Origin of the sequence: Enterobacter cloacae complex sp. SHL001 (assembly GCF_049236825.1) — a bacterium.
GTDB classification, from domain to species: Bacteria; Pseudomonadota; Gammaproteobacteria; order Enterobacterales; family Enterobacteriaceae; genus Enterobacter; species Enterobacter hormaechei_C.
Window position 1 is genome coordinate 827,552 of the sequence record NZ_JBMKIP010000001.1, and the last position, 17,628, is coordinate 845,179.

Here is a 17,628-nt window from a genome sequence, read left to right on the forward strand (position 1 = left end):
CGGAGGATATCCCCCGCCGCTAAAGGCATAACTCTACTCAGGAGCGATTACTTGCCTTTAATCTCATACAGTGGCGTCTGGCCTGCAACCACCTGACCCTGCGCCTGGATCACCAGACCGCTGAAGTCGTCGATGTTGCTGCACACGACCGGGCTTATCATGGAGCGCGCGTTGGCATTCAGGAAGTCCAGATCCATTTCCAGAATCGGCTGACCTGCCGCCACTTCAGCACCCTCTTCCACCAGACGAGTAAAGCCCTGACCGTTCAGCGCAACGGTATCGATACCCATATGAACAACGATCTCCGCGCCTTTTTCCGTTTCCAGGCAGAACGCGTGGTTGGTGTTGAAGATTTTCACGATAGTACCGGCAGCCGGAGAGACCACGGTTTTGTCCGTTGGTTTCACCGCCACGCCGTCACCGACCGCTTTGCTGGCGAACGCTTCGTCAGGCACCTGCTCAAGCGCAACAACGTCACCTGTCACCGGAGAAACCAGCGCAGCGATGGTCACCGCGTTTGGCACAGCCTGCGGTTTTGCAACCGGCGCGTCAGCCACTGGCGCGTTATCCGTTGAGGCGGCAGCGACCGGCCCACGGGCAACCACTTTTTTCATTTCATCGCCGATAGATTCGGCTTTCGCACCCACGATAACCTGGATGGTTTGTTTGTTCAGTTTCACCACACCAGACGCACCCAGGCGTTTGCACATTGCATCGCTCACGCGTGCGGAGTCACCTACGGTCAGACGCAGACGGGTAATACAGGCATCGATCGCTTTCAGGTTGTCGGTGCCACCCACAGCGGCAATGTAGTTGGTTGCCAGCTGGGTTAAACCCTCTTCGGTATTGCTGTTGGCTTCACTGGTCACAACATCATCTTTCGTATCTTCGCGGCCCGGCGTCTTCAGGTTAAACATACGAATAACCGCGCTGAACAGAACGAAGTAGATAACGAAGAAGATCAGGCCCATCACCATCAGGATCCAGACGTTGCTGCTTGCCGCCGGCAGGTTGTACATCAACACATAGTCGATGGCGCCTGCGGAGAAGGAGAAGCCAGCATGGATACCCAGAAGGGTGGCGACGAACAGGCTGATACCGGTCAGGATCGCGTGCATCAGATACAGCAGCGGAGCCAGGAACATGAACAGGAATTCCAGTGGCTCGGTCACGCCGGTCAGGAAGGCGGTGATCGCAACGGACAGCAGCATCCCGCCAACCATTGGGCGACGCGCTTTCGGCGCAGCCAGGTACATTGCCAGCGCCGCGCCAGGCAGACCAAACATCATGATTGGGAAGAAGCCAGACATGAACATGCCCGCGGTGCCGTCGCCTGCGTAGAAGCGGTTGATATCACCGTGGAATACCGCGCCGGCCGCGTTGGTGAACTCACCAATCTGGAACCAGGCGATGGTGTTCAGTACCTGATGCAGACCGGTTGGGATCAGCAGACGGTTAATGAAACCGAAGATGCCCGCGCCCATTGCGCCCGCAGACACGATCCACTCGCCACCCGCATGGATAGCATGCTGCACCGGTGGCCAAACGTAGCCAAAGATGGCGGCGAGGATCAGACAGAAAAAGCCCGTCGCAATCGGCACAAAACGTTTACCGCCGAAGAAGCTCAGGAAGTCAGGAAGTTTGATACCTGCCCAACGGTTGTACACGGCGCCACCCACCAGGCCGGTAATGATACCTGCCAGCACACCCATATTGATTTCAGGGTTGATGGTTACCATCGCTTTCGTGAGGATGAAGTAACCGACAGCCCCTGCCAGTGCCGCGGCACCAGCGCTGTCTTTTGACCAGCTTGACGCCACACCGATGGCGAAAATCAGCGCCAGGTTGTCAAAAATTGCGCCGCCTGCCTGGGCGATAAACGGCACGTTAAGAAGATCGGGTTGCCCGAATCGCAGCAGCAACGCTGCAACCGGTAGCACGGCGATAGGGAGCTGCAAAGCCCTACCGAGGCGCTGGAAAAAACCTAAAATATTCATCCTATTCCCCCTACGAGACCCTTTGTTAAGACTCGCGCATAAACTATGTTTTTATTGTGTCACGAACGATAGATACAGTTGATGATTCACTGGCAGTGTGAGTGTGTGAAAAATTAATTCGTATCGCAAATTAAACACCTATTTTTTGTGATTATTGTCACCAAATATCGTATTAAACCCTCCCTTTCACTGGCTAACGACGAAAACTTATTTTATCATTCAAAAAATCAAGACGGATTGATCCGGCCTGAAAGGTTCCAGGTTACGCTTAGTTCAGGTTGCACTAATCATCCGCCCACTTTTACTTAAACTTTAGAGGTGAATAATGAGACTGATTCCCCTGGCAACAGCTGAACAAGTCGGAAAATGGGCTGCTCGTCATATCGTTAATCGCATCAACGCGTTCAAACCAACAGCCGATCGTCCTTTCGTTCTCGGTCTTCCAACCGGTGGCACGCCCCTGACCGCGTATAAAGCTCTGGTTGAAATGCACAAAGCGGGCCAGGTTAGCTTTAAACACGTTGTGACCTTCAACATGGACGAATATGTCGGCCTGCCGAAGGAACATCCGGAAAGTTACCACAGCTTTATGCACCGTAATTTCTTCGATCACGTTGATATTCCGGCTGAAAACATTAACCTGCTGAATGGAAACGCGCCTGATATTGACGCAGAATGCCGTCAGTATGAAGAAAAAATCCGTTCCTACGGTAAAATCCACCTGTTTATGGGCGGCGTAGGCAACGATGGTCATATCGCGTTCAACGAACCGGCATCTTCACTAGCTTCCCGTACCCGTATTAAAACGCTGACCCATGATACGCGCGTGGCTAACTCCCGCTTCTTTGACGGCGACGTCAATCAGGTGCCTAAATACGCGCTGACCGTGGGCGTGGGCACGCTGCTGGATGCCGAAGAAGTGATGATTCTGGTGCTGGGCGCGGTGAAAGCGCAAGCGCTTCAGGCTGCCGTTGAAGGTAACGTGAACCATATGTGGACGATCAGCTGCTTACAGCTGCATCCAAAAGCGGTTGTCGTGTGTGACGAACCGTCCACCATGGAGCTGAAAGTGAAAACGCTGAAATACTTCAACGAGCTGGAAGCTGAGAACATCAAAGGTCTGTAATTGAATAACCGCCTCTTTATATCCGGGGCGGTCGCTTTTTTTAACCGGGGGTCGATATGTACGCTTTAACCCACGGTCGGATTTATACCGGCCATGAAATTCTGGATGACCATGCGATTGTAATCGCCAATGGCCTGATTGAACGTGTTTGCCCGCTGGCGGAACTGCCGCCGGAGATCGAACAGCGTTCCCTCAATGGAGCAGTAATCTCCCCCGGTTTCATCGACGTACAGCTCAACGGCTGCGGCGGTGTCCAGTTTAACGATACCGCAGAGGCGGTATCGGTTGAAACGCTGGAAATCATGCAAAAAGCCAACGAGAAATCGGGCTGCACCAGCTATCTGCCAACGCTGATCACCAGCAGCGATGACCTGATGAAACAGGGTATCCGCGTCATGCGCGAATACCTGGCAAAACATCCGAATCAGGCGCTGGGCCTGCACCTGGAAGGACCATGGCTGAATATGGTCAAGAAAGGCACCCATAACCCAAACTACGTGCGCAAACCGGATGCCGAGCTGGTGGATTACATGTGCGCCAATGCCGATGTGATCACCAAAGTAACGCTGGCCCCGGAAATGACCGGCACGGATGTTATCAGCAAACTGGCCGCCGCCGGGATTGTGGTGTCTGCGGGCCATTCGAACGCGACGCTGAAAGAGGCGAAGGCCGGTTTCCGCGCAGGCATTACGTTTGCCACACACCTTTATAACGCGATGCCCTATATTACTGGCCGCGAACCGGGACTGGTTGGCGCCATTCTGGATGAACCAGACGTCTACTGCGGCATTATCGCCGACGGCTTGCATGTCGATTACACCAACATCCGCAACGCCAAGCGTCTGAAAGGCGACAAGCTCTGCCTGGTGACGGATGCTACCGCTCCGGCAGGAGCGAATATTGAGCAGTTCATTTTTGCTGGTAAAACAATATACTACCGGAATGGACTGTGTGTGGATGAGAACGGCACGCTGAGCGGTTCTTCTCTGACGATGATCGAAGGGGTACGTAACCTCGTTGAACATTGCGGCATCGCGCTTGAGGAAGTGCTGCGCATGGCCACGCTTTATCCGGCGCGCGCCATTGGCGTCAATAAACAGCTCGGCGGTATTGCGCCAGGTATGGTTGCAAACCTGACGGCGTTCACACACGATTATAAAATTATTAAGACCATCGTTAATGGTAACGAGGTCGTCACTGAGTAAGTAAAAGTATGACACCAGGCGGACAAGCTCAAATCGGTAATGTCGATCTCGTTAAACAACTTAACAGCGCGGCGGTTTATCGCCTGATTGACCAGCACGGGCCAATCTCACGCATTCAGATAGCCGAACAAAGCCAGCTTGCTCCCGCCAGCGTGACAAAAATTACACGTCAGCTCATTGAGCGCGGCCTGATCAAAGAAGTCGATCAGCAGGCCTCCACCGGGGGCCGCCGCGCGATTTCCATCGTCACGGAAACCCGCAATTTTCAGGCCATTGGCGTTCGCTTAGGACGTCATGACACCACGCTTACGCTCTACGATCTGAGCAGCAAGGCCATTGCCGAAGAGCACTACCCCCTTCCTGAGCGCACGCAGGAGACGCTTGAACACGCGTTGCTGAATACCATTGCGCATTTCATCGAAAGCTGTCAGCGCAAGATCCGTGAACTCATCGCCATCTCGGTGATTTTGCCCGGCCTGGTTGACCCGGAAAGCGGCGTTATTCGCTACATGCCGCATATTAAGGTAGAGAACTGGGGGCTGGTTGAGGCGCTGGAAAAGCGCTTCAAGCTGACCTGCTTTGTTGGTCACGATATTCGCTCGCTCGCGCTGGCGGAGCACTACTTTGGTGCGAGCCAGGACTGCGAAGACTCTATTCTGGTGCGCGTTCACCGTGGTACAGGTGCGGGCATCATCTCGAATGGCCGCATTTTTATTGGCCGTAACGGTAACGTAGGCGAGATTGGTCATATCCAGGTGGAACCGCTTGGCGAGCGCTGCCACTGCGGTAACTTTGGCTGTCTTGAAACCGTTGCCGCCAATGCCGCCATTGAACATCGCGTTCGCCATCTGCTGGAGCAGGGTTACCAGAGCCGCGTCACGCTGGACGATTGTAAGATCGGCGCCATCTGCAAAGCGGCAAACAAAGGCGATGCGCTGGCCTGCGAAGTGATCGAACAGGTAGGACGCCACCTGGGTAAGACTATCGCCATTGCCATCAACCTGTTTAATCCGCAGAAAGTGGTGATTGCCGGCGAGATCGTTGAAGCCGAAAAAGTGTTACTGCCCGCCATTGAAGGCTGCATCAATACCCAGGCGCTGAAGGCATTTCGCCAGAATTTGCCGGTGGTGCGATCTACGCTCGATCACCGCTCGGCAATTGGCGCATTCGCCCTGGTAAAACGTGCCATGCTCAACGGGATCCTGCTGCAACATTTGCTGGAATCCTGATCGGACCTTATAGTAACGCCTTCTTTTTTTGATGTCGGATTGTCCATGACCATTAAGAATGTAATTTGTGATATCGACGGCGTGCTGATGCACGACAACGTTGCCGTGCCGGGTGCTGCGGAGTTTCTTCACCGCATCATCGACAAAGGAATGCCACTGGTTCTTCTCACGAACTACCCTTCACAGACTGGTCAGGATCTGGCAAACCGCTTTGCTACCGCAGGCGTCAACGTCCCGGACAGCGTGTTCTATACCTCTGCGATGGCGACCGCGGATTTCCTGAAGCGTCAGGAAGGCAAAAAAGCCTATGTCGTTGGTGAAGGTGCGCTGATCCACGAGCTGTATAAAGCGGGCTTCACCATCACCGACGTGAACCCGGACTTTGTCATCGTGGGCGAAACGCGCTCCTTTAACTGGGAGATGATGCATAAGGCAGCCTACTTTGTCGCCAACGGTGCGCGTTTTATCGCCACCAACCCGGACACGCACGGTCGTGGTTTTTATCCCGCCTGCGGTGCGCTTTGCGCCGGTATCGAAAAAATCTCGGGTCGTAAGCCGTTTGTTGTCGGTAAACCGAGCCCGTGGATCATCCGCGCCGCACTGAATACGATGCAGGCACACTCAGAAGAAACCGTCATCGTGGGCGACAACCTGCGTACCGATATTCTGGCTGGCTTCCAGGCGGGGCTTGAAACCATCCTGGTGCTTTCTGGCGTTTCACAGCTTGATGACATTGATACGATGCCGTTCCGGCCAAGCTGGATTTACCCTTCTGTCGACGAAATCGACGTTATTTGATTCAGAACCACGCCTCAGGGCGTGGTTTTTCATTTCTGCTGTCTGAAAACATCACTTCATCTAAAGAAATCAGCCCTTCATTGAGAAATCATCAATAGAATTGCTTAAGACATACTCTTTTTTTAAGATTCGGCAATCGTCATTGCACTTTTTACGTTTTCATCGGTAAAACGCTTGCGCCCCCTCCCCCTTTTGCGGCATTTTCATAAGCAAGCAACATCACAACGCAACAGGGTTAACGGAGAAGGTTATGTGTTCTATTTTTGGCGTACTGGATATTAAAACTGACGCGGGCGAACTGCGTAAAAAAGCACTCGAATTGTCCCGCCTGATGCGCCATCGCGGTCCGGACTGGTCAGGCGTATACGCCAGCGATAAAGCGATTCTGGCTCACGAACGTCTCTCCATTGTTGATGTAAACGCTGGCGCACAGCCGCTGTATAACGAGAAAAAAACGCACGCGCTGGCTGTTAACGGTGAAATTTACAACCATCAGGCGCTGCGCGCCGAGTACGGCGATCGCTACGCGTTTCAGACCGGCTCAGACTGCGAAGTGATCCTGGCGCTGTATCAGGAGAAAGGCCCGGAGTTCCTCGACGACCTGCAAGGTATGTTCGCCTTCGCGCTGTACGACAGCGAAAAAGACGCTTACCTGATTGGCCGCGACCATATCGGTATTATCCCGCTGTACATGGGACACGATGAGCACGGCAACTTCTACGTTGCCTCAGAGATGAAAGCCCTGGTACCGGTGTGCCGCACCATCAAAGAGTTCCCGGCAGGTAGCTACCTGTGGAGTAAAGACGGCGAGATCCGCCCGTACTACCAGCGCGACTGGTTTGATTATGAGGCGGTGAAAGACAACGTGACGGACAAAGCCGAACTGCGTCAGGCCCTGGAAGAGTCAGTGAAAAGCCACCTGATGTCAGACGTACCTTACGGCGTACTGCTCTCCGGCGGTCTGGACTCCTCCGTGATCTCCGCGATCACCAAGAAATTCGCCGCACGTCGCGTGGAAGATCAGGAGCGCTCTGAAGCCTGGTGGCCGCAGCTGCACTCCTTTGCCGTGGGTCTGGAAGGGGCACCTGACCTGAAAGCCGCCCAGGAAGTGGCAAATCATCTCGGCACGGTGCACCATGAAATTCACTTCACCGTACAGGAAGGTCTGGATGCGATCCGCGATGTGATCTATCACATTGAAACCTATGATGTGACCACCATTCGCGCCTCCACACCGATGTATTTGATGTCGCGGAAGATCAAAGCGATGGGCATAAAGATGGTGCTCTCCGGCGAGGGTTCTGACGAAGTGTTTGGCGGTTACCTCTATTTCCACAAAGCGCCAAACGCCAAAGAGCTGCATGAAGAAACGGTGCGTAAGCTACAGGCGCTGCACATGTTTGACTGCGCGCGCGCCAACAAAGCGATGTCCGCCTGGGGTGTGGAAGCCCGCGTGCCGTTCCTCGATAAGAAATTCCTTGATGTGGCGATGCGCATCAACCCGCAGGACAAAATGTGCGGCAACGGCAAAATGGAGAAACATATCCTGCGTGAATGTTTTGAATCCTACCTGCCGGCGAGCGTGGCGTGGCGTCAGAAAGAGCAGTTCTCGGATGGCGTGGGTTACAGCTGGATCGACACCCTGAAAGAGGTGGCGGCGAAACAGGTTTCTGATCAACAACTGGAAACTGCGAGCTTCCGTTTCCCGTACAACACGCCAGCCTCGAAAGAAGCGTATTTGTACCGTGAGATCTTTGAGGAGCTGTTCCCGGTTCCAAGCGCAGCAGAGTGCGTACCGGGTGGCCCATCGGTCGCCTGCTCTTCTGCTAAAGCCATTGAATGGGATGAATCATTCAAAGCGATGAACGATCCGTCAGGACGCGCGGTGGGCGTTCACCAGTCTGCCTATAAATAATGTTCAGAGTATCATCAGGCCCTCCGGGGCCTGATTTTTTTGCCTCTCTTTTCTCCGCATAAAATCGATTAATAACCAATAATTGTCGAATATTCGGCCTCGCTGTTCGCAACCTAACCAAACAGTCACATTCCGGCTATTTTCATTGAAAAAGGTGTTGACGCTGCAAGGGTCTATACGCATAATGCGCCCCGCAACGCCGATAAGGTAACGCGAAAAAAAGATGGCTACGTAGCTCAGTTGGTTAGAGCACATCACTCATAATGATGGGGTCACAGGTTCGAATCCCGTCGTAGCCACCATCTTTTTTGCGGGAGTGGCGAAATTGGTAGACGCACCAGATTTAGGTTCTGGCGCCGCAAGGTGTGCGAGTTCAAGTCTCGCCTCCCGCACCATTCCCAGGTAAGCGTTGCACGGATGGGGTATCGCCAAGCGGTAAGGCACCGGTTTTTGATACCGGCATTCCCTGGTTCGAATCCAGGTACCCCAGCCATATTTCTTCGATTATGCGGTTCTCCGCAGTATTGGGGTATCGCCAAGCGGTAAGGCACCGGTTTTTGATACCGGCATTCCCTGGTTCGAATCCAGGTACCCCAGCCATATTTCTTCGATTATGCGGTTCTCCGCAGTATTGGGGTATCGCCAAGCGGTAAGGCACCGGTTTTTGATACCGGCATTCCCTGGTTCGAATCCAGGTACCCCAGCCATCGAAGATTGCAGTACTGGCTACGTAGCTCAGTTGGTTAGAGCACATCACTCATAATGATGGGGTCACAGGTTCGAATCCCGTCGTAGCCACCATATTTATGTTATCGAATACGATTCGGTAAACTGAACATTGTTGGGGTATCGCCAAGCGGTAAGGCACCGGATTCTGATTCCGGCATTCCGAGGTTCGAATCCTCGTACCCCAGCCACTTTAAAGTCGTTAAGCAGTTTGTTTAACGCAATTGGGGTGTCGCCAAGCGGTAAGGCTCTGGTTTCTGATACCAGCATTCCGGGGTTCGAATCCCTGCACCCCAGCCACTTAAAACAAACAAGCCCGCTCTGCGGGCTTTTTTGTTTTTGTTGTTCAGAATAGTGCGGCCTGATGCCCTCTCCCACGGGGAGAGGGAATAAAGATCAGAGTCCGAGGGCATATTTCAGGGCCTGACGCTTCAGACCACCGGCGCGTTCCGCTGCCATCAATCCAATATTGCGCACTATACGCACCGGACCAACATCGTTGCTGAACCCGGCATAGAACAGATCCATCCCCGACTGCATAATGAAGTTATCCGCCATACGGCGCGTCTGGTAGCGCTTCAGTACCTGATGGCTGGCCCAGGCTTCCGCGTGGGCGCGAGCGTTACCCAGCACATCCAGTAACGCATCGACGTCACGGTATCCCAGATTCACCCCCTGCCCCGCCAGCGGATGAATGGTGTGCGCCGCGTCCCCCACCAGCACCAGTCCTTCACGGGCATACTGCAACGCATGGCGTCGCATCAGCGGGAATGCGCCGGCGGCAACCGGGGTCACGTTGCCCAGACGGCTCGGGAAGTGCTGGCGGATTTCGCGCTGCAACTGATCCATGGACAGCCCCTGCAACTGTCGAATGCGCGCCGGTTTGTCGTACCACACCAGCGAAGCCCAGTTATCAAACAGCGGTAAGAATGCATGCGGGCCGTTCGGCGTAAAATGCTGCCAGGTGCTTTCGCCCGGCGCGTTTTCTGACTGCACGGTGATCAGCATGCAGGACTGCTGGTACTGCCAGGCATGGATCCCAATGCCTGCCATCTGCCTGACCTGCGAGTTCGCGCCATCCGCCCCCACCACCAGCTTCACGGCCAGCTCATCGTCGTTGTCCAGCGTCAGGAGATACCCGCCCTCATGACGATGCAGGCCTTTCAGCGAGTCCGGAACGCGCAGCGTCACCTTCGGGTGCGCCTCCAGCGCCTGCCAGAGTGCCTGCTGGAGCACGTTGTTTTCCACCATATAGCCCAGGCGCGGCAGTTTCAGCTCGGCGGCATCAAACGACACGTGAGCATTTTCCCACTCCCAGGTTTCAAGACGGCTGTATGGGTGCGCGCGCATCGCCAGCACCGCCTCCCAGACGCCCAGCCCGCGAAGCAGATCAACAGAGGCCGCGCTGATGGCGGAAATACGCACGTCCGGTTGGCTGGCAGGATCGAATGCCGGCGGAGCCGCCTGTTCAATAACGGTTACGTCAAATCCCTGCTGCGCCAGCCCCAGCGCCAGTGCGCCGCCGACCATACCGCCGCCAACAACGGCAACTTCGGTGTTCAGGAGTGTCATGGTCACTATTCCTTATTGGAGAATACCTTAAGTTTACCGGATTTTTGCGGCCCTGAGGTTGACAACCTTCATACTGGTCACAACCGCACCAAAGCATTACAATACGCGGCTTGCAATCCTGAGCTGAGCAAGTCGATGACTAAAAAACTCCATATAAAAACGTGGGGCTGTCAGATGAACGAATACGATTCATCGAAGATGGCCGATCTGCTGGATACCACCCACGGATACCAGCTGACTGAAAATGCGAAAGAAGCCGATGTGCTGCTGCTGAACACCTGTTCAATTCGTGAAAAAGCACAGGAAAAAGTTTTTCATGTGTTAGGCCGCTGGAAGCTTCTCAAACGGAAAAATCCGGACCTGATTATTGGCGTGGGTGGCTGCGTCGCATCGCAGGAAGGTAAGCTGATCCGCCAGAGAGCCCCCTATGTGGATATCGTTTTTGGCCCTCAGACCCTGCACCGCCTGCCAGAGATGATTAATCAGGTTCGCGGCAGCCGTAGCCCGGTGGTTGACGTGAGCTTCCCGGAGATCGAGAAATTTGACCGTCTGCCTGAGCCGCGCGCTGATGGCCCGACCGCCTTCGTCTCCATCATGGAAGGCTGCAACAAATACTGTACTTACTGCGTGGTGCCTTACACCCGCGGTGAAGAAGTGAGCCGCCCGGCAGACGATATCCTGTTTGAAATCGCGCAGCTTGCCGCGCAGGGCGTTCGTGAAGTGAACCTGCTGGGTCAGAACGTGAACGCCTGGCGCGGGGAAAACTACGACGGTACCACCGGCAGCTTTGCTGAACTGCTGCGTCTGGTGGCGGCGATTGACGGCATCGACCGCATTCGCTTTACCACCAGCCATCCGATGGAATTTACCGACGACATTATTGACGTCTATCGCGATACGCCAGAGCTGGTGAGCTTCCTGCACCTGCCGATCCAGTGCGGTTCTGATCGCGTGCTGAACCTGATGGGTCGTCCACATACGGTGCTCGAGTATAAGTCCACCATCCGCAAGCTGCGTGAAGCGCGCCCGGATATCCAGATTAGCTCCGACTTTATCGTCGGCTTCCCTGGCGAAACCGCTGATGACTTTGAGCGCACCATGAAGCTCATCGGCGAGGTGAATTTCGACGTCAGCTACAGCTTTATCTTCTCTGCGCGCCCGGGCACCCCTGCGGCCGATATGGTTGACGATGTGCCGGAAGAAGAGAAAAAGCAGCGTCTGTATATTCTACAGGAGCGTATCAACCAGCAGGCCAACGCCTGGAGTCGTCGTATGCTCGGCACTGTCCAGCGTATTCTGGTGGAAGGCACCTCCCGTAAAAGCGTCATGGAACTGTCTGGTCGAACGGAAAATAACCGCGTGGTGAATTTTGAAGGCACCCCGGACATGATCGGTAAGTTTGTGGACGTCGAGATTGTCGAAGTACTCACGAACTCGCTGCGCGGGAAGGTGGTACGCACTGAGGACGAAATGGGTCTGCGAATTGCACAGACTCCGGAATCCGTTATCTCTCGCACCCGCAAAGTCAACGATTCTGGCGTGGGTATTTACCAGCCTTGATCCTTCTGGCCTGCCTGTCCGGCAGGCCTTGTATTTCCTCTCATCGCCCCCAATATCTACCGCAACGCTTGCGCCTTTATTCTGTGGCGTGAATAATTTCGGTAATGACCGTTTTATTACGCCGTGTGGCCACAGGTCAGTTAACCAATTAAAGAGGAACAGTTTGAACATAGATACGCGTGAAATTAGCCTTGAGCCCGCAGACAACGCTCGCCTGCTGAGCCTGTGCGGGCCGTTTGATGACAATATCAAACAACTGGAGCGACGTCTGGGTATCGAAATCAATCGTCGCGATAACCATTTCAAACTCACCGGACGCCCAATCTGCGTCAACGCCGCGGCGGATATTCTCCGCAGCCTGTATGTTGATACCGCCCCGATGCGCGGTGAGATCCAGGATATTGAACCTGAACAGATCCACCTGGCCATTAAAGAGGCACGCGTGCTTGAGCAGAGCGCGGAGAGCGTGCCGGACTATGGCAAAGCCATCAACATCAAAACTAAACGCGGCGTGATTAAGCCTCGTACCCCGAACCAGGCGCAGTACATCGCCAACATTCTCGACCACGACATCACCTTCGGCGTGGGTCCGGCGGGTACGGGTAAAACCTATCTGGCGGTTGCCGCTGCGGTTGATGCGCTCGAGCGTCAGGAGATCCGCCGTATCCTGCTGACCCGGCCTGCTGTTGAAGCCGGTGAAAAACTGGGCTTCCTGCCGGGCGATTTGAGTCAGAAAGTAGATCCCTACCTGCGCCCGCTGTATGACGCGCTGTTCGAAATGCTCGGCTTCGAGAAAGTTGAAAAGCTCATCGAGCGTAACGTGATTGAAGTTGCTCCGCTGGCCTACATGCGTGGCCGTACGCTTAATGACGCGTTCATCATTCTGGATGAGAGCCAGAACACCACCATCGAACAGATGAAGATGTTCCTGACGCGTATTGGCTTTAACTCGAAAGCGGTTATCACCGGTGACGTCACCCAGATTGACCTGCCGCGTAACACCAAATCGGGTCTGCGTCACGCCATCGAAGTCCTGGCCGAGGTAGAGGAAATCAGCTTTAACTTCTTCCACAGTGAAGACGTGGTACGCCATCCGGTCGTCGCGCGTATCGTTAACGCTTATGAGGCCTGGGAAGAGGCAGATCAGAAGCGCAGGGCCGAGCTGGCCGCAGAACGTAAGCGCGAAGCGCAGGAGCATGAACAGAAATGAGTCAGGTGATCCTCGATTTACAGCTGGCCTGTGATGATAATTCCGGCATGCCAGAAGAGGCACAGTTTCAGAAATGGCTGGATGCCGTTATCCCCCAGTTTCAGGAAGAATCAGAGGTCACGATTCGCCTGGTGGATGAAGCAGAAAGCCATGAGCTCAACCTGACCTACCGCGGGAAAGATAAGCCGACCAACGTGCTCTCTTTCCCGTTCGAAGCCCCTCCGGGCATTGAGATGCCGCTGCTGGGCGATCTGATCATCTGCCGTCAGGTGGTTGAGCAGGAAGCCAAAGAGCAGCAAAAGCCGCTGGAAGCGCACTGGGCACACATGGTGGTGCACGGTAGCCTGCATCTTCTGGGTTACGACCATATTGAAGATGACGAAGCGGAAGAGATGGAATCCCTCGAGACAGAGATAATGCTTGCTCTGGGCTATGAGGATCCGTACATTGCCGAGAAAGAATAGTCAGTCACTGACTACCATGCCGCCGCGCAGGGACATAGCGCGGCGGTTAACATTGAACTAACAAGAGAACCCTTAACAAACGCCATGAGCGACGACAATTCACACAGTAGCGACACGACAACCACTAAAAAGGGATTTTTCTCCCTCATTCTGAACCAGCTTTTCCACGGCGAACCGAAAAACCGTGATGAACTGCTGGAGCTGATTCGTGATTCCGGGCAGAACGACCTTATCGACGAAGATACGCGCGAAATGCTCGAAGGGGTGATGGACATCGCCGACCAGCGCGTCCGCGACATCATGATCCCCCGCTCGCAGATGATTACCCTGAAACGCAACCAGACGCTGGACGAGTGCCTCGATGTGATTATCGAATCGGCTCACTCACGTTTCCCGGTCATCAGCGAAGACAAAGATCACATTGAAGGGATTTTGATGGCGAAAGATCTGCTGCCGTTTATGCGCAGCGATGCCGAAGCCTTCAGTATGGAAAAGGTGTTACGCCCGGCCGTGGTTGTGCCGGAAAGTAAACGTGTGGATCGGATGCTGAAGGAGTTTCGCTCCCAGCGCTATCACATGGCGATTGTTATTGATGAATTTGGTGGCGTTTCCGGTCTGGTCACAATCGAAGACATCCTTGAGCTGATCGTGGGCGAAATCGAAGATGAGTATGACGAAGAAGAGGATATCGACTTCCGTCAGCTGAGCCGCCACACCTGGACCGTGCGCGCGCTGGCCTCCATTGAAGACTTCAACGATACCTTTGGCACCAGCTTCAGCGATGAAGAAGTGGACACCATTGGTGGTCTGGTGATGCAGGCCTTCGGCCATCTTCCGGCCCGCGGTGAAACCGTTGACATCGATGGTTACCAGTTCAAGGTCGCAATGGCTGACAGCCGACGTATTATTCAGGTTCACGTCAGAATGCCGGACGACTCACCGGTGCCAAAACTGGAAGATTAATGTAAATGGCATTTGCCCCAATCTTTGAACGCCAGCGCGTCCGTTTGCTGCTGGCGCTGTTACTCGGAGCCAGCGGTACGCTGGCTTTTTCTCCTTACGATATCTGGCCGGCCGCTATTCTCTCCCTGATGGGGCTACAGGGTCTTACCCTGAACCGTCGTCCGGTACAGGCCGCGGCCATTGGCTACTTCTGGGGGCTGGGGCTGTTCGGCTCTGGTATCAACTGGGTCTACGTCAGTATCGCGCAATTTGGCGGAATGCCGGGGCCGGTTAACGTCTTCCTGGTTGTGCTGCTCGCTGCCTATCTCTCGCTCTACACCGGCCTGTTCGCGGGCATCCTGTCTCGCCTGTGGCCAAAAACGACCTGGCTGCGCGTGGCGATAGCGGCACCCGTTGTCTGGCAAATCACCGAATTTCTGCGCGGCTGGGTACTGACCGGCTTCCCGTGGTTGCAGTTCGGTTATAGCCAGGTAGACGGCCCGCTGAAAGGCCTGGCCCCGGTCATGGGCGTGGAAGCCATCAATTTCCTGTTGATGATCGTCAGCGGCCTGCTGGTGCTGGCACTGGTGACACGTAACTGGAAGCCGCTGGTTGCCGCGTTGATCCTGTTTGCCCTGCCCTTCCCGCTGCGTTATATCCAGTGGTTTACGCTGGATCCCGCGCGCGCCACGCAGGTTTCACTGGTACAGGGCGATATCCCGCAGTCCCTGAAATGGGATGAGAATCAGCTGCTGAACACGCTGAAAATCTACGCCAACGCCACTGAAAAGGTGATGGGCAAATCGCAGCTCATCATCTGGCCTGAGTCTGCGATCCCGGACCTGGAGATCAATCAGCAGCCCTTCCTGAAGATGATGGATGATCTGCTGCGCGCGCGCGGCAGTACGCTGATCACCGGAATTGTGGATGCGCGTCTCAATCAGCAGAACCGCTATGACACGTACAACACGATCATTACGCTCGGTAAGGACAGCGAATACAGCTATACCTCCACCAATCGCTACAACAAAAACCACCTTGTACCGTTTGGCGAATTTGTTCCGCTGGAGTCTATTCTGCGCCCACTGGCACCGTTCTTTGATTTGCCGATGTCCTCATTCAGCCGGGGCCCTTACGTTCAGCCGCAGCTGCATGCGCACGGTTTTGCCCTGACGGCCGCCATTTGCTACGAGATTATCCTCGGCGAGCAGGTGCGCGATAATTTCCGCCCGGACACCGACTATCTGCTGACCATCTCAAACGATGCGTGGTTCGGTAAATCGATTGGCCCGTGGCAGCACTTCCAGATGGCGCGAATGCGTTCTCTGGAGCTGGCACGTCCGTTGCTGCGCAGCACCAATAACGGCATTACCGCCGTGATTGGTCCGCAGGGTGAAATCCAGGCCATGATCCCGCAATTTACCCGTGAGGTGCTGACTACTAACGTCACGCCAACTACCGGGCTTACGCCTTACGCGCGCACCGGGAACTGGCCGCTGTGGATTTTGACCTTGCTCTTCGGCTTTGGCGCAGTACTGATGAGCCTGCGTCAGCGTCGTAAATAACCTTACCTTCTGTTGCCGGGTGGCGGCTACGCCTTACCCGGCCTACTCTCCGCCGCCCCCACCCGACAATTTCCTCCCAAACTTCAATTCTGGCACGCCTGTTGCTTTGTTTATTCATATCAACGCTGTCTGGCTTAACGTGCAACTTTGTCGCACCAGCGTAGATCATCGGTAGCACCGAAACGGTGCAACGAGGGATTATTGCCTCTGAATGGTGCGGCGCGCTTCGCAAAAATAAACAATAACGCAGCAAAATCTTTACATTAAGCCAGACTAAATGTTAACAAGCTTGCATAACACTGCACTCGCATTGCGCGAGATATAACAACATCACAATGGGTATCTATGCGTCACTGGCGCTGATAAGAAAGGAGTTGGGTATGCAATTACGTAAACTGGCCACAGCAATGCTGGTTATGGGAATGTCTGCGGGGGTTGTCCACGCTGAAGACGCTCCGGCAGCAGGAAGCACTCTCGACAAGATTGCCAAAAACGGCGTGATCGTGGTCGGCCACCGTGAATCTTCTGTCCCGTTCTCTTACTACGACAACACGCAAAAAGTCGTGGGCTATTCACAGGATTACTCCAACGCCATCGTTGAAGCCGTGAAGAAAAAGCTGAACAAACCTGACCTGCAAGTGAAGCTGATCCCCATCACTTCACAGAACCGTATTCCTCTGCTGCAAAACGGCACATTTGATTTTGAATGTGGCTCAACCACCAACAACCTTGAACGTCAGAAACAGGCCGCTTTCTCGGACACCATCTTCGTTGTGGGCACCCGCCTGCTGACGAAGAAAGGCGGCGACATCAAAGATTTTGCTGACCTGAAAGGCAAAGCGGTTGTCGTGACCTCCGGTACCACGTCCGAAGTGCTGCTGCACAAGCTGAACGACGAGAAGAAAATGGACATGCGCATCATCAGCGCGAAAGACCATGGCGACTCCTTCCGTACCCTGGAAAGCGGCCGTGCTGTCGCGTTTATGATGGATGACGCCCTGCTGGCGGGCGAACGCGCGAAAGCGAAGAAACCAGACAACTGGGAAATCGTCGGTACCGCCCAGTCGAAAGAAGCCTACGGCTGTATGCTGCGTAAAGGTGACGAGGACTTCAAGAAACTGATCGATGACACCATCGCTCAGGCGCAAACCTCCGGCGAAGCGGCAAAATGGTTCGACAAATGGTTCAAGAACCCAATTCCACCAAAAAACCTGAACATGAACTTTGAACTGTCTGACGACATGAAAGCGCTGTTCAAATCACCAAACGACAAAGCTCTTAACTAATTAGAACGACAGGGGCGGGATCTCCTGCCCTCT

The 17,628-nt window shown here is 54.4% G+C and carries 13 protein-coding genes and 8 tRNA genes; 19 read left to right on the forward strand and 2 right to left on the reverse strand.

The window, feature by feature from the left end:
- Positions 1-47: 47 nt before the first annotated feature.
- Positions 48-1,997, reverse strand: coding sequence for a PTS N-acetyl glucosamine transporter subunit IIABC (gene nagE, locus ACOTYH_RS04055; protein ID WP_017382457.1), 1,950 nt, complete (start codon positions 1,995-1,997; stop codon positions 48-50).
- A 325-nt stretch (positions 1,998-2,322) separates the two neighbouring features.
- Between nagE and nagB the strand changes: the two genes are divergently transcribed.
- The 13 genes from nagB (at position 2,323) to ACOTYH_RS04120 (ending at position 9,296) form a co-directional block, all read left to right on the forward strand.
- Entirely contained in the window at positions 2,323-3,123 is an 801-nt protein-coding gene (gene nagB, locus ACOTYH_RS04060) for a glucosamine-6-phosphate deaminase (RefSeq protein WP_003858663.1), read from the forward strand.
- A 56-nt stretch (positions 3,124-3,179) separates the two neighbouring features.
- On the forward strand, positions 3,180-4,328 hold the full coding sequence (gene nagA, locus ACOTYH_RS04065) for an N-acetylglucosamine-6-phosphate deacetylase (RefSeq protein WP_310865263.1): 1,149 nt from the start codon (positions 3,180-3,182) through the stop codon (positions 4,326-4,328).
- A gap of 8 nt (positions 4,329-4,336) precedes the next feature.
- Complete coding sequence (gene nagC / locus ACOTYH_RS04070; protein WP_006809613.1) at positions 4,337-5,557, forward strand: DNA-binding transcriptional regulator NagC; 1,221 nt, start codon at positions 4,337-4,339, stop codon at positions 5,555-5,557.
- Between the two features lie 45 nt (positions 5,558-5,602).
- Positions 5,603-6,355: a ribonucleotide monophosphatase NagD gene (gene nagD, locus ACOTYH_RS04075; RefSeq protein ID WP_003858667.1), complete on the forward strand. Its 753-nt coding sequence runs from the start codon at positions 5,603-5,605 to the stop codon at positions 6,353-6,355.
- A gap of 250 nt (positions 6,356-6,605) precedes the next feature.
- Positions 6,606-8,270, forward strand: a complete 1,665-nt coding sequence (gene asnB / locus ACOTYH_RS04080) for an asparagine synthase B (protein ID WP_015571128.1) — start codon at positions 6,606-6,608, stop codon at positions 8,268-8,270.
- 225 nt (positions 8,271-8,495) lie between these two features.
- A tRNA-Met gene (locus ACOTYH_RS04085) sits at positions 8,496-8,572 on the forward strand.
- An 8-nt stretch (positions 8,573-8,580) separates the two neighbouring features.
- Positions 8,581-8,665, forward strand: a tRNA-Leu gene (locus tag ACOTYH_RS04090).
- 23 nt (positions 8,666-8,688) lie between these two features.
- Positions 8,689-8,763, forward strand: a tRNA-Gln gene (locus ACOTYH_RS04095).
- 32 nt (positions 8,764-8,795) lie between these two features.
- Positions 8,796-8,870: transfer RNA gene (locus tag ACOTYH_RS04100), tRNA-Gln, on the forward strand.
- A gap of 32 nt (positions 8,871-8,902) precedes the next feature.
- Positions 8,903-8,977: transfer RNA gene (locus tag ACOTYH_RS04105), tRNA-Gln, on the forward strand.
- A gap of 17 nt (positions 8,978-8,994) precedes the next feature.
- Positions 8,995-9,071 (forward strand) — tRNA-Met (locus ACOTYH_RS04110).
- A gap of 41 nt (positions 9,072-9,112) precedes the next feature.
- Positions 9,113-9,187: transfer RNA gene (locus tag ACOTYH_RS04115), tRNA-Gln, on the forward strand.
- 34 nt (positions 9,188-9,221) lie between these two features.
- Positions 9,222-9,296, forward strand: a tRNA-Gln gene (locus ACOTYH_RS04120).
- 96 nt (positions 9,297-9,392) lie between these two features.
- Here ACOTYH_RS04120 and ubiF read toward each other — a convergent pair.
- Positions 9,393-10,568, reverse strand: coding sequence for a 3-demethoxyubiquinol 3-hydroxylase (gene ubiF / locus ACOTYH_RS04125; RefSeq protein ID WP_003858670.1), 1,176 nt, complete (start codon positions 10,566-10,568; stop codon positions 9,393-9,395).
- A 135-nt stretch (positions 10,569-10,703) separates the two neighbouring features.
- Here ubiF and miaB point away from each other — a divergent pair, with 135 nt between their 5' ends.
- The 6 genes from miaB to ACOTYH_RS04155 all read left to right on the forward strand — a co-directional run bounded on the left by miaB (position 10,704) and on the right by ACOTYH_RS04155 (position 17,595).
- Positions 10,704-12,128, forward strand: coding sequence for a tRNA (N6-isopentenyl adenosine(37)-C2)-methylthiotransferase MiaB (miaB, locus tag ACOTYH_RS04130; protein ID WP_015571130.1), 1,425 nt, complete (start codon positions 10,704-10,706; stop codon positions 12,126-12,128).
- Between the two features lie 163 nt (positions 12,129-12,291).
- Positions 12,292-13,338 carry a PhoH family protein gene (locus tag ACOTYH_RS04135; protein ID WP_003858674.1) on the forward strand — a complete coding sequence of 349 codons (1,047 nt, stop codon included), beginning with the start codon at positions 12,292-12,294 and terminating at the stop codon, positions 13,336-13,338.
- A complete protein-coding gene (ybeY, locus tag ACOTYH_RS04140; RefSeq protein ID WP_017694310.1) occupies positions 13,335-13,802 on the forward strand; it encodes an rRNA maturation RNase YbeY in 468 nt (155 codons plus the stop codon). The genes ACOTYH_RS04135 and ybeY overlap by 4 nt, the downstream gene beginning before the upstream one ends.
- A gap of 84 nt (positions 13,803-13,886) precedes the next feature.
- Complete coding sequence (gene corC, locus ACOTYH_RS04145; protein ID WP_003858679.1) at positions 13,887-14,765, forward strand: CNNM family magnesium/cobalt transport protein CorC; 879 nt, start codon at positions 13,887-13,889, stop codon at positions 14,763-14,765.
- 5 nt (positions 14,766-14,770) lie between these two features.
- Positions 14,771-16,309 carry an apolipoprotein N-acyltransferase gene (gene lnt, locus ACOTYH_RS04150; protein WP_421637566.1) on the forward strand — a complete coding sequence of 513 codons (1,539 nt, stop codon included), beginning with the start codon at positions 14,771-14,773 and terminating at the stop codon, positions 16,307-16,309.
- A 380-nt stretch (positions 16,310-16,689) separates the two neighbouring features.
- Entirely contained in the window at positions 16,690-17,595 is a 906-nt protein-coding gene (locus tag ACOTYH_RS04155; protein WP_003858681.1) for an amino acid ABC transporter substrate-binding protein, read from the forward strand.
- The last annotated feature ends 33 nt before the right edge of the window (positions 17,596-17,628 follow it).

Coding starts and splice junctions, on each gene's coding strand:
- ubiF (WP_003858670.1), bottom strand. CDS start 10,568: ATGACACTCCTGAACACCGAAGTTGCCGTTGTTGGCGGCGGTATGGTC.
- miaB (WP_015571130.1), top strand. CDS start 10,704: ATGACTAAAAAACTCCATATAAAAACGTGGGGCTGTCAGATGAACGAA.
- asnB (WP_015571128.1), top strand. CDS start 6,606: ATGTGTTCTATTTTTGGCGTACTGGATATTAAAACTGACGCGGGCGAA.
- nagB (WP_003858663.1), top strand. CDS start 2,323: ATGAGACTGATTCCCCTGGCAACAGCTGAACAAGTCGGAAAATGGGCT.
- lnt (WP_421637566.1), top strand. CDS start 14,771: ATGGCATTTGCCCCAATCTTTGAACGCCAGCGCGTCCGTTTGCTGCTG.
- nagC (WP_006809613.1), top strand. CDS start 4,337: ATGACACCAGGCGGACAAGCTCAAATCGGTAATGTCGATCTCGTTAAA.
- corC (WP_003858679.1), top strand. CDS start 13,887: ATGAGCGACGACAATTCACACAGTAGCGACACGACAACCACTAAAAAG.
- ACOTYH_RS04155 (WP_003858681.1), top strand. CDS start 16,690: ATGCAATTACGTAAACTGGCCACAGCAATGCTGGTTATGGGAATGTCT.
- nagE (WP_017382457.1), bottom strand. CDS start 1,997: ATGAATATTTTAGGTTTTTTCCAGCGCCTCGGTAGGGCTTTGCAGCTC.
- nagD (WP_003858667.1), top strand. CDS start 5,603: ATGACCATTAAGAATGTAATTTGTGATATCGACGGCGTGCTGATGCAC.
- nagA (WP_310865263.1), top strand. CDS start 3,180: ATGTACGCTTTAACCCACGGTCGGATTTATACCGGCCATGAAATTCTG.
- ybeY (WP_017694310.1), top strand. CDS start 13,335: ATGAGTCAGGTGATCCTCGATTTACAGCTGGCCTGTGATGATAATTCC.